Origin of the sequence: Ramlibacter sp. (assembly GCF_035706265.1) — a bacterium.
In the GTDB taxonomy this organism is placed as follows: Bacteria; Pseudomonadota; Gammaproteobacteria; order Burkholderiales; family Burkholderiaceae_C; genus Ramlibacter.
This window is the reverse complement of the sequence record NZ_DASSVG010000317.1, coordinates 1-9,425: the sequence shown is the minus strand read 5'-3', so window position 1 is coordinate 9,425 and position 9,425 is coordinate 1. Positions and strand designations below refer to the sequence as shown.

14 protein-coding genes are annotated in these 9,425 nt (G+C 68.2%); 4 read left to right on the top strand and 10 right to left on the bottom strand.

Annotation, left to right across the window (positions count from 1 at the left end):
- The 5 genes from leuS to VFM98_RS11475 form a co-directional block, all read right to left on the bottom strand.
- A partial coding sequence (gene leuS, locus VFM98_RS11495) for a leucine--tRNA ligase (protein WP_325110055.1) occupies positions 1 to 1,348 on the bottom strand: 1,348 nt, incomplete at its 3' end.
- Between the two features lie 12 nt (positions 1,349 to 1,360).
- Positions 1,361 to 1,777, bottom strand: a complete 417-nt coding sequence (locus VFM98_RS11490; RefSeq protein WP_325110054.1) for a biopolymer transporter ExbD — start codon at positions 1,775 to 1,777, stop codon at positions 1,361 to 1,363.
- A gap of 7 nt (positions 1,778 to 1,784) precedes the next feature.
- A complete protein-coding gene (locus VFM98_RS11485; protein ID WP_325110053.1) occupies positions 1,785 to 2,447 on the bottom strand; it encodes a MotA/TolQ/ExbB proton channel family protein in 663 nt (220 codons plus the stop codon).
- A 33-nt stretch (positions 2,448 to 2,480) separates the two neighbouring features.
- The gene (gene dapB, locus VFM98_RS11480) at positions 2,481 to 3,356 is read right to left on the bottom strand and encodes a 4-hydroxy-tetrahydrodipicolinate reductase (RefSeq protein WP_325110052.1); all 876 of its coding nucleotides are present in this window, start codon (positions 3,354 to 3,356) and stop codon (positions 2,481 to 2,483) included.
- Between the two features lie 7 nt (positions 3,357 to 3,363).
- Positions 3,364 to 3,927: an outer membrane protein assembly factor BamE gene (locus tag VFM98_RS11475; protein WP_325110051.1), complete on the bottom strand. Its 564-nt coding sequence runs from the start codon at positions 3,925 to 3,927 to the stop codon at positions 3,364 to 3,366.
- Positions 3,928 to 3,983: 56 nt separating this feature from the next.
- Here VFM98_RS11475 and fur point away from each other — a divergent pair, with 56 nt between their 5' ends.
- A complete protein-coding gene (gene fur / locus VFM98_RS11470) occupies positions 3,984 to 4,412 on the top strand; it encodes a ferric iron uptake transcriptional regulator (protein ID WP_325110050.1) in 429 nt (142 codons plus the stop codon).
- A 62-nt stretch (positions 4,413 to 4,474) separates the two neighbouring features.
- Here the strand turns inward: fur and hprK are convergent, their stop codons facing one another.
- From hprK to VFM98_RS11445, 5 genes are all read right to left on the bottom strand, one after another.
- A complete protein-coding gene (gene hprK / locus VFM98_RS11465; protein ID WP_325110049.1) occupies positions 4,475 to 5,425 on the bottom strand; it encodes an HPr(Ser) kinase/phosphatase in 951 nt (316 codons plus the stop codon).
- Between the two features lie 16 nt (positions 5,426 to 5,441).
- Positions 5,442 to 5,909, bottom strand: coding sequence for a PTS sugar transporter subunit IIA (locus VFM98_RS11460; RefSeq protein WP_325110048.1), 468 nt, complete (start codon positions 5,907 to 5,909; stop codon positions 5,442 to 5,444).
- A 132-nt stretch (positions 5,910 to 6,041) separates the two neighbouring features.
- Positions 6,042 to 6,371, bottom strand: a complete 330-nt coding sequence (gene hpf / locus VFM98_RS11455; protein WP_325110047.1) for a ribosome hibernation-promoting factor, HPF/YfiA family — start codon at positions 6,369 to 6,371, stop codon at positions 6,042 to 6,044.
- 310 nt (positions 6,372 to 6,681) lie between these two features.
- Positions 6,682 to 6,852: a hypothetical protein gene (locus VFM98_RS11450; protein WP_325110046.1), complete on the bottom strand. Its 171-nt coding sequence runs from the start codon at positions 6,850 to 6,852 to the stop codon at positions 6,682 to 6,684.
- A 22-nt stretch (positions 6,853 to 6,874) separates the two neighbouring features.
- Positions 6,875 to 7,069, bottom strand: coding sequence for a hypothetical protein (locus tag VFM98_RS11445; RefSeq protein ID WP_325110045.1), 195 nt, complete (start codon positions 7,067 to 7,069; stop codon positions 6,875 to 6,877).
- Positions 7,070 to 7,395: 326 nt separating this feature from the next.
- On the opposite strand from VFM98_RS11445, the gene VFM98_RS11440 reads away from it, so the two are divergent.
- From VFM98_RS11440 to VFM98_RS11430, 3 genes are all read left to right on the top strand, one after another.
- Entirely contained in the window at positions 7,396 to 8,385 is a 990-nt protein-coding gene (locus VFM98_RS11440) for a magnesium and cobalt transport protein CorA (RefSeq protein ID WP_325110044.1), read from the top strand.
- A 91-nt stretch (positions 8,386 to 8,476) separates the two neighbouring features.
- The gene (locus VFM98_RS11435) at positions 8,477 to 8,791 is read left to right on the top strand and encodes a hypothetical protein (protein ID WP_325110043.1); all 315 of its coding nucleotides are present in this window, start codon (positions 8,477 to 8,479) and stop codon (positions 8,789 to 8,791) included.
- A gap of 72 nt (positions 8,792 to 8,863) precedes the next feature.
- The coding region (locus tag VFM98_RS11430; RefSeq protein ID WP_325110042.1) for a TolC family protein at positions 8,864 to 9,425 on the top strand (562 nt) is incomplete at its 3' end.

Genomic DNA, 9,425 nt, shown 5'->3' with positions numbered 1-9,425 from the left:
CGCAGTGGATGATCGGGATCGGCGTGCCCCAGTAGCGCTGGCGGCTGATGCCCCAGTCGCGCAGGCGCCAGGTGGTCTTCTTCTCGCCCAGGCCCTTCTGCTGCAGGTGGTGCGCCACCGCGTTCACGGCGTCCTGGTAGTTGAAGCCGCTGAAGATGTCGGAGTTGATGGTGACGCCGTTTTCCTTGTCGGCGTACCAGTCGTGCCACTTCTTGTAGTCGTACGTCTGGCCGTCGACGTGGATCACCTGGATGATCGGCAGGCCGTACTTCAGCGCGAAGGCGAAGTCGCGCTCGTCGTGGCCCGGCACGCCCATCACGGCGCCGTCGCCATAGCCCATGAGCACGTAGTTGCCCACCCACAGGTCCACCGGCTCGCCCGTGATCGGGTGCGTGACCTGCAGCCCGGTGGGCATGCCTTCCTTCTCGCGCAGGGCCAGTTCGGCCTCGGTGGTGCCGCCCTTCTTGCACTCCTCGATGAACTGCGCCAGCTTCGGGTTCGTCTTCGCGGCGTGCAGCGCGAGCGGGTGCTCCGGCGCCACGGCGCAGAAGGTCACGCCCATGATCGTGTCGGCGCGGGTCGTGAAGACGTACATGCGGCCACCGCCGATCGGCTGGCCGTCCTCACCCCGGATGGAGTGCGGGAAGGCGAAGCGCACGCCCTCGCTGCGGCCGATCCAGTTCTCCTGCATCAGCTTCACGCGCTCGGGCCAGCCTTCCAGGTCCTTCTGCACGTAGTCCAGCAGTTCCTGCGCGTAGTCGGTGATCTTCAGGTAGTAGCCCGGAATCTCGCGCTTTTCCACCACCGCGCCGGTGCGCCAGCCCTTGCCGTCGATCACCTGCTCGTTGGCCAGCACCGTCTGGTCCACCGGGTCCCAGTTCACCACCTGCGTCTTGCGGTAGGCGATGCCCTTTTCCAGCATCTTGAGGAACAGCCACTGGTTCCACTTGTAGTAGCTCGGGTCGCACGTGGCGATCTCGCGCGACCAGTCGATGGCCAGGCCCATGGCCTGCATCTGGCCCTTCATGTACGCGATGTTCTCGTACGTCCACTTCGCGGGCGGCACGCCGTTCTTCAGGGCGGCGTTCTCCGCCGGCAGGCCGAAGGCGTCCCAGCCCATGGGCATCAGCACGTTGTAGCCGTTCATGCGCAGGTAACGCGTCAACATGTCGTTGATCGTGTAGTTGCGCACGTGCCCCATGTGCAGCTTGCCGCTCGGGTAGGGCAGCATGGAGCAGGCGTAGAACTTCTTCCTGCGCGCGTCCTCGGTCACGCGGTAGGCGTCCCGCGCGGTCCATTCGTCCTGCGCGGCCTTCTCGACCGCGAGGTGGTTGTACTTGTCGTCCATGGTCGGGGAATTCTATTTCGCGGGCTCGGCCACGAAGCCGATGCGGCTCAAACCCGCCTTGTGGGCCAGGCCCATCACCTCCACCACCCGGCCATAGGGCACGGTCTGGTCGGCGCGCAGCTGGATCTCGGTTTCGGGGTTTTCCTTCGCGGCGGCGCCGAGGCGGCTTTCGAGGCCGGCGGCGTCGACCGGCTGGTCGTTGAAGAAGGCCTGGCCGGTGCGGTCCAGCACCACCGTCACGAAGCGCGGCGCGTCGCCCGGCTGGGTGCCTTCGGCGCGCGGCAGGTCCAGCCGGATCGAGCTGGCCAGCAGCGGCGCCGTGATGATGAAGATCACCACCAGCACCAGCATCACGTCGACCAGCGGCGTGACGTTGATGTCGCTCATGGGCGGCTCGCCCTTGGTGCGCTCCAGCCGGCCGAAAGCCATGGTTGCCTCAGTGGTGGGCCGCGACCGGCGCCGCGGGATGCACCAGCAGCTCGCGCAGGTCGCGCGCGAAGCCTTCGAGATCGGCCTCGATGCGGCCGATCACGCGGCCGAAGATGTTGTAGCCCAGCACGGCGGGGATGGCGACGGCCAGGCCGGCGGCCGTCATGATGAGCGCCTCGCCCACCGGGCCGGAGACCTTGTCGATCGTGATCTGGCCGGCGTTGGCGATGCCGGTGAGCGCGTGGTAGATGCCCCAGACGGTGCCCAACAGCCCGACGAAGGGGGCGGTGGAGCCCACGGTCGCCAGCAGCACCTGGCCGAACTGCAGCTTGAACAGCACGTCGTGCAGGGCGTTGCGCAGCACCCGGGTGAGCTGCTGCGCCTTGTCGCCGGCCGTGGCCAGCGAGCCGGGCTGCTGCAGCTCGGTGGCGGCGATCAGCGGCAGCACCAGCGCCTCGCGGTCGAACGCGGCGACCTTCTGCCGCCCCTCGCCCACCGAGCCGGACTGCCAGAAGGCGGCCGTGCTGCGCGCCACGTCGCCGCTGGCGCGGTGCAGCATCCAGCCCTTCCAGAGGATGACCACCCAGCTCGACACCGACATGGCCAGCAACAGGATCGCCACCACCTGGGTGACCGCGTCGCCCTGGCGGAAGAGATCGAGGAAGCTCATTCGGTCCGCCGCCGCACGCCGTGGCAGGCCATGTCAGCGCAGCCCGAGCACGTCGAACATGTCGAACAGGCCGCGCTCCTGGCCGGCCAGGAAGCGCACCGCCCGCAGGCTGCCCTGGGCATAGGTGGCGCGGCTGGCGGACTTGTGCGTGATCTCGATGCGCTCGCCGGTGCCGGCGAACAGCACCGTGTGGTCGCCCACGATATCGCCGCCGCGGATGGCGGCAAAGCCGATGGTGGACGGATCGCGCTCGCCGGTGACGCCCTCGCGCGCGAAGACGCCGCACTGCTTCAGGTCGCGCCCGAGCGCCTGGGCGATCACCTCGCCCATCTTCAGCGCCGTGCCCGAAGGCGCATCCACCTTGTGGCGGTGGTGGGCCTCGATGATCTCGATGTCGTAGCCGGTGGAAAGCGCCTTGGCGGCCATCTCCAGCAGCTTGAGCGTGACGTTGACCCCGACGCTCATGTTGGGCGACATCACGATGGCGATGTCCTTCGCCGCCTGCTCGATCTCGGCCTTCTGCGCCTCGGTGAAGCCGGTGGTGCCGATCACCATCTTCACGCCGCGCTCGCGGCAGGCCTTCAGGTGCGCCAGCGTGCCTTCGGGGCGGGTGAAGTCGATCAGCACCTGGGCGTGCTCCAGGCCCTTGGCGACTTCCGCGGTGACGGGCACGCCGCTCGCATGGCCCAGGAAGGCCGCGGCGTCGTTGCCGATGGTGGGGCTGGAGGGGATGTCCAGCGCGCCGGCGAGGCGGCAGTCGTCGCTGGCGCGGATCGCCTCGATCAGCATGTGGCCCATGCGGCCGGAGGCGCCGGCCACCGCGACCCGGTGCCCGGTGCCACCGGCTGGGGGAGTCTGCTCGGCGCCGGCCACGGCCACCTTCTTCAAAGCCTGGGTGCCTTTGGTCATGCGGTTCTCAGCGCGCCGGGCTTTCCAGCGGGGGGTAGTTCGTGGCAGGAGCGGGTGCGGCCGCCGCCGGTGCCTCCGGCTGGGGCGCCGGGGCGGGCGGCTGCTTCGCGCTGGCCTTGCGCAGTTCCTCTTCGGTCGCTTCCAGCCTGGGCACCTTGCTGCCCTTGCGGCGGTTGTCCAGCGTGGAGACGAATTCGGCTTCGCTGGGCATGGGATCGCCTTCCACCCGCGCCATGGCGTCGCCCTGGAAGAAGACGGCCAGGTGGCGCTGCTGCGGCGCCACGCCCTGGCGGCGGAGGGTGAAGACGTAGTCCCAGCGGTCGCCGTGGAACAGGCTGGTGACCAGCGGGGTGCCCAGGATCTGGCGCACCTGGTCGCGGCTCATTCCGGGCTGCAGCGCCTGCACTTGCTCGCGCGAGATGAAGTTGCCCTGGACGACCTCCACCTTGTAGGGGGTCAGCGCGGTGCCGAGGCGGTTGCCGAAGCTGCCGTAGGAGCCGCAGCCGGCCAGGAGTGTGGCGGCCACGGCGGCGAGCACGAGGCGCAGCCGGCGCGGGGGCGTGACGAGCATGAGACAGGCAGGGGACGGGCCAGGGGATATGATCGGGGCATTGTAGCGGCAGCACCATGTCCAACATCGACGAACTCAAGAGCACCGGGCTCAAGGCCACACTGCCCCGGCTGAAGATCCTCGACGTGTTCCAGAAGGGAGACCAGCGGCACATGACGGCGGAAGACGTCTTCCGCGTGCTGCTGGAGGAACGCTCGGACATCGGCCTGGCCACCGTCTACCGCGTGCTGACCCAGTTCGAGCAGGCCGGCATCCTCACCCGCAGCCACTTCGAGAGCGGCAAGGCCGTCTACGAGCTCAACGAAGGCACCCACCACGACCACCTGGTCTGCCTGGATTGCGGGCGGGTCGAGGAGTTCTACGACGCCGAGATCGAGAAGCGCCAGAACGCCGTCGCCAAGACCAAGGGTTTCGAGATCGCCGAGCACGCGCTGAGCCTGTACGCGCACTGCACCAAGGTGAACTGCCCGAACAAGCAGAAGTAGGTTGGGCGTTGAGCGTTGAGCGTTGGCGTGGTCTTTCCCGCTGAACGCTCAACGCCGAACGCTCAACCGCCTTTTTCCATCGCGCGGCGGTGCCGCTCGACGAACTCCTGGTAGGTGTCCACCCCCCGCAATTGCAGGATGGTGTTGCGCACGGCCGCTTCCACCAGCACGGCCATGTTGCGGCCGGCCACCACCGGGATCACGGCCTTGCGCACCGGCACGCCCAGCACGTCCTGCGTGAGGGGCTCGTAGGGCAGCCGCTCGTACTCGCGCTCCATGGTCTCGCGCCGCACCAGGTGCACGATCAGGCGCAGCCGCATCTTCCGCCGCACCGCCGTCTCGCCGAAGATGGCGCGGATGTCCAGCAGGCCGATGCCGCGCACTTCCAGCAGGTTCTGCAGCAGCTCGGGGCAGCGGCCCTCGATGGTGGTCTGGTTGACGCGGTACAGGTCCACCGCGTCGTCGGCCACCAGGCCGTTGCCGCGGGTGATCAGCTCCAGCCCCAGCTCGCTCTTGCCCAGGCCCGATTCGCCCGTGATCAGCACGCCCAGGCCCAGGATGTCCATGAACACGCCGTGCATCGACGTGCGCTCGGCGAAGTGCTTGGAGAGGTACGCCCGCAGCACGTCGATCACGAACGCCGAGGGCTCGTGGGTGGCGAACATCGGGATCTGGGCCCGCTCGCACATCGACAGCAGCGCCTCGGGCGCGGTCTGGTTGTCCGTCAGCACCAGCACCGGCGGCTCCAGCGTCACGATGCGGGCGATGCGGCGGGCGCAGTCTTCCGCCGTGGCGTTGGTGAGATAGGCCACCTCGCGCGCGCCCAGGATCTGCACCCGGTAGGGATGGATGTAGTTCAGGTAGCCGACCAGGTCGGCGCCCGAACGGGCGGCCCGCACCGCCACCTCGTCGAAGCGGCGTTCGGAGGCGCCCAGGCCGGCCACCCACTCCCATTTGAGCTGGGAGCGGTGGTCCTCGAACAGGACGTCGGCGCTGACGACGGTCGGCTTCAAGCCTGGGACAACCTCTTTACTGCGACTGGGCGGACTGCCAGGTGGCGATGAGCTGGTGCAGCTGTACAGCGTCCGTGCTGTTCTTCATGCGCTCGCGCAGCGGCGCGTCGCTCAGCAGCTCGGCGATCTCGGACAGGATTTCGAGGTGCTTCTGGGTGGCCGCCTCCGGCACCAGCAGGAAGATCAGGAGCTTGACCGGCTGCTCGTCGGGGGCGTCGAAGCCGATCGCGTGGGCCAGCTGGAACAGCGCCGCCATCGGCGCCTTCAGGCCCTTGATTCGGCCGTGCGGGATGGCCACGCCGTGGCCGAGGCCGGTGGACCCCAGGCGTTCGCGGGCGAAGAGGCTGTCGGTGATCAGCGCGCGCGAGAGCCCGTGGAGGTTTTCGAACAGCAGCCCGGCTTCCTCGAACGCCCGCTTCTTGCTGGTGGCATCGACGCCGACCAGGACCTGGGCGGGCGGCAGGATGGACGCAAGGCGGTTCATGATAACTGGACCGGATTATGCACGCGGGAGGGCCCGCGCCCCAGAAATCAGGGTGCCGCGTCAATCACCTGAACGGACGAGGCCCGCATTCAGCGGGCCTCGTCGGGGTTCATGAGCGGCGGGATCCTTCCGTCACATCACGCGTTTGGGCGCTTCGTGGTGGTGGGACTGCACGAGTGTCTTGTGGCGGCAGACCTGGCGATCCAGCTTGTCGACCAGTTCGTCCAGGGCGGCATACAGGTCGTGGTGGGCGCTCTCGGCGAAGAGGTCGTTGCCCTTCACGTGGATCCTGCATTCGGCGCGTTGCCTTCGTTCCTTCTCCTTCTGCTTTTCGACGGTCAGTAGGACCTTGATATCGACGACTTGCTCAAAGTGACGGGTGATGCGATCGAGCTTGGTGGTCACGTAGTTCCGCAGGGCCGGGGTTACTTCGAGGTGGTGACCGCTGATCGTCAGGTTCATGGAGCCTCCTGTTGCACATCGCTCGGGTTGGTGGCGCCATTCGCTGGCGCCCGGAAGGATGCTTCGAATCTGCTTGCGAACCACTATGCGCCCGGCGTTCCCAAAAGGCAATTGATTTCCCTCAAGGCCGAGGCGTGAATCGAAATCGCTCGAAATCAGGTTCGCAAGTGCGCGTCCGCACTCATGTTTTCTTCCTTCGTACGGCACGCGCCCGCGACCATGAAAAACGGCCCCCGAAGGGGCCGGATAAAGATCTCGGGGCGGGCGGTGGACCCACCCCTTGACAGGAATCGGGGGCGTCAGCCGGCGCTCAACGCAGGCGCCACAGGGCGGCGGCATCGAGGCGGTTCCAGCCGCCCACGGCCTTCGGGTGAGCCTGGGCGCCGGGGCGATCGAGGTTCGCGTGCTCGACCCGCTCCGCCTGGGGCTTGTCGCGCGGCGTGTCGCTGTAACGGTTGCTGGTCTTGGGTTCTTTGAACATGGGGTGCTCCTTCCGCGGGGCTTCAGCTGCCGCTGGCGGCGCTGGTGGGGGTGCGCTTGCGATCCTGCGAGCCGGGGGTGCGCTCCGAGGAGCGCACGATGAAGGGCCACGCGTGGCCGCTGCGCGGCCGGCGTGCCAAGGTGTCCTCCTTGGCTTCGCCCGGGGCGTGACGCCAGTTCGAGCGGCTGGCGTTCGGGTCGGTCGCTAGCTGGATCATCTCGGCTCCTATGCAGGTACGGACAGGGCGGGCAGCCCTGCGATGAAGTCAATGTAGGGCCGCCTCCTGAGCCGTGGTGTCGGACGTTCTGGCCCAGCCGTGTAGGACGTTTCCTGCGCCTGCCACAGCAGTAAGGGTCTGGCCGGATGGACGAGCCTGCCCGAATCCCTCCCGCAGGCGCGGCATAATCGCCCATCCTTTTTCTGGAGAGCCCTCCTTGGAAACCAGCCCTAGTCGGCGGCTTCCCAGGTGACTGGAGCCGCGGTTCCAGCCGCTGCGGAAGCTGACCCCACCCCTCAGCGCGAACCTTTGGAACCGAAGCTCCGATGCTCAACATCTTCACGCTCGCCAACGGCCGACTCTTCCAGGAGGAGATCGAGTCGCTGGAAGAGCTCTCCCGCTTCCAGCCGATCTGGGTCGACCTCGAATCGCCCACGCCGGAAGAGAAGCGCTGGATCAAGCAGTACTACGGCCTGTCCATCCCGGAAGACGCGATGGACGAGGACATCGAGGAATCCGCCCGCTTCTACGAAGAGGACAACGGCGACCTCCACATCCGCAGCGACTTCCTGATCGGCGGCGACGACGAGCCGCGCTCCGTGCGGGTGGCGTTCATCCTCAACCTGATGAACGACTCGCTCAAGAGCCACGGCGTGCTGTTCTCGATCCACGACGAGGACGTGCCCGTGTTCCGGCTGCTGCGCCTGCGCGCCCGCCGGGCGCCCGGCCTGATCGAGGACGCCAAGGAAGTGCTGCTCAAGCTCTTCGACGCCGACGCGGAATACTCCGCCGACACGCTCGAAGGCGTCTACGACGAGCTGGAGAAGGTCAGCCGCCAGGTGCTGGCCGGCGAGGTGACCGACACGCTGGCCGGCGAGGCGCTGGAGGCCATCGCCCGCCAGGAAGACCTGAACGGCCGCATCCGCCGCAACGTGATGGACACGCGCCGCGCGGTGAGCTTCATGATGCGCAGCCGCATGCTCAACGCCAGCCAGTTCGAGGAGGCGCGCCAGATCCTGCGCGACATCGAATCGCTGGACAGCCACACGGCCTTCCTGTTCGACAAGATCAACTTCCTGATGGATGCCACGGTCGGCTTCATCAACATCAACCAGAACAAGATCATCAAGATCTTCTCGGTGGCGAGCGTCGCCCTGCTGCCGCCGACCCTCGTGGCCAGCCTGTACGGCATGAACCTGCAGTTTCCGGAAATCCGGCTGCTCGGGCACGCCGCCTACCCCTACGTCCTGGTCATGATGGCGGCCAGCGCCCTCGTACCTATGTGGTATTTCCGGAAGCGCGGCTGGCTGCGCTGATCTCAGGGAAACCCAGTAGCGCGACTGCAGCCCGGCTGCTTAGTATCCGATCGCTGTGCAACGTATCTTTTTGTTGCTTCTCATTTGGGTGATGTCCATGCAGACGAGCTGGGCGGCCACCCATTTCTGCGACGAGGCGGCCCGCGCGGGCCAGGCGCCCTCTTCGCACCGGCACGCCCAGCTGTTCCCCTCGCACGACGACCACGCAGCCGAAGCCGGCGGCACGCTGGACGACGCCTGCTGCAGCGTCGCCCACGCCTACCACGGCCTGCAGGCCTTCATCACCCAGGACCTGCCCGCCTTCGCCCTGCTGGCGCTGCCTGCCGCCCCGGCCGAGGCGGCCCTGCCCGCCACGCGCGAGCGTTTTTCGGAACGGCACGAACGCCCCCAGTGGCCCGCCGCCTGACGGCGGGCCGCACTCCCTTCCTTTCTTCTTCCGCGGTTCGCCGGAGTCCTCGCATGACTTTCGGAGAACAGGATGCCTTTGCCTTTCCTGCGGCCGTTCGCGGCCGTGTCCCTGGCCGCGCTGGCGCTTGCCGGCCTGGCCCAGACTCCGCCCACGCTGCGCGAGGCGGTCGATGCCGCCTGGGCGCTGAGCGCGCCGGCGCGCGCTGCCGCCAGCCGCGCGCAGGAGCTCGACGCGCGCGAACGCGCCGCGGCCTCGCTGTTCGCCGGGCCGCCCACCGTTTCCGGCTCCTACCGTAGCGACCGCCTCGGCAGCAACGGCGGCCTGCGGGAGTCGGAGCTCGAAGTCTCGGCGCCGGTCTGGAATGCCGGCCTGCGCCGCGCCACCGCGGCCCAGGTGGCAGCGGAGCGCGCCGCCTTCGAGCAGGCCCAGGCCGCGGCGCGTCTCAAGCTCGCCGGCGAGGTGCGCGAGGCCGCGGCGCAGGCCACCCTGGCGCAGATCGAGCGCGAACTGGCGCGGGCCCGCGTGCGCGACGCGCAGGCCCTCGCCGCCGACCTCGAGCGCCGGGTGCGCGCCGGCGAATCGGCCCGGGTGGACCTGCTGCAGGCGCAGTCGCTCACCCGCCAGGCCAGCG

Coding starts and splice junctions, on each gene's coding strand:
- fur (WP_325110050.1), top strand. CDS start 3,984: ATGTCCAACATCGACGAACTCAAGAGCACCGGGCTCAAGGCCACACTG.
- hpf (WP_325110047.1), bottom strand. CDS start 6,371: ATGAACCTGACGATCAGCGGTCACCACCTCGAAGTAACCCCGGCCCTG.
- dapB (WP_325110052.1), bottom strand. CDS start 3,356: ATGACCAAAGGCACCCAGGCTTTGAAGAAGGTGGCCGTGGCCGGCGCC.
- VFM98_RS11490 (WP_325110054.1), bottom strand. CDS start 1,777: ATGGCTTTCGGCCGGCTGGAGCGCACCAAGGGCGAGCCGCCCATGAGC.
- VFM98_RS11435 (WP_325110043.1), top strand. CDS start 8,477: ATGTCCATGCAGACGAGCTGGGCGGCCACCCATTTCTGCGACGAGGCG.
- VFM98_RS11475 (WP_325110051.1), bottom strand. CDS start 3,927: ATGCTCGTCACGCCCCCGCGCCGGCTGCGCCTCGTGCTCGCCGCCGTG.
- VFM98_RS11460 (WP_325110048.1), bottom strand. CDS start 5,909: ATGAACCGCCTTGCGTCCATCCTGCCGCCCGCCCAGGTCCTGGTCGGC.
- VFM98_RS11450 (WP_325110046.1), bottom strand. CDS start 6,852: ATGTTCAAAGAACCCAAGACCAGCAACCGTTACAGCGACACGCCGCGC.
- VFM98_RS11440 (WP_325110044.1), top strand. CDS start 7,396: ATGCTCAACATCTTCACGCTCGCCAACGGCCGACTCTTCCAGGAGGAG.
- VFM98_RS11485 (WP_325110053.1), bottom strand. CDS start 2,447: ATGAGCTTCCTCGATCTCTTCCGCCAGGGCGACGCGGTCACCCAGGTG.
- VFM98_RS11445 (WP_325110045.1), bottom strand. CDS start 7,069: ATGATCCAGCTAGCGACCGACCCGAACGCCAGCCGCTCGAACTGGCGT.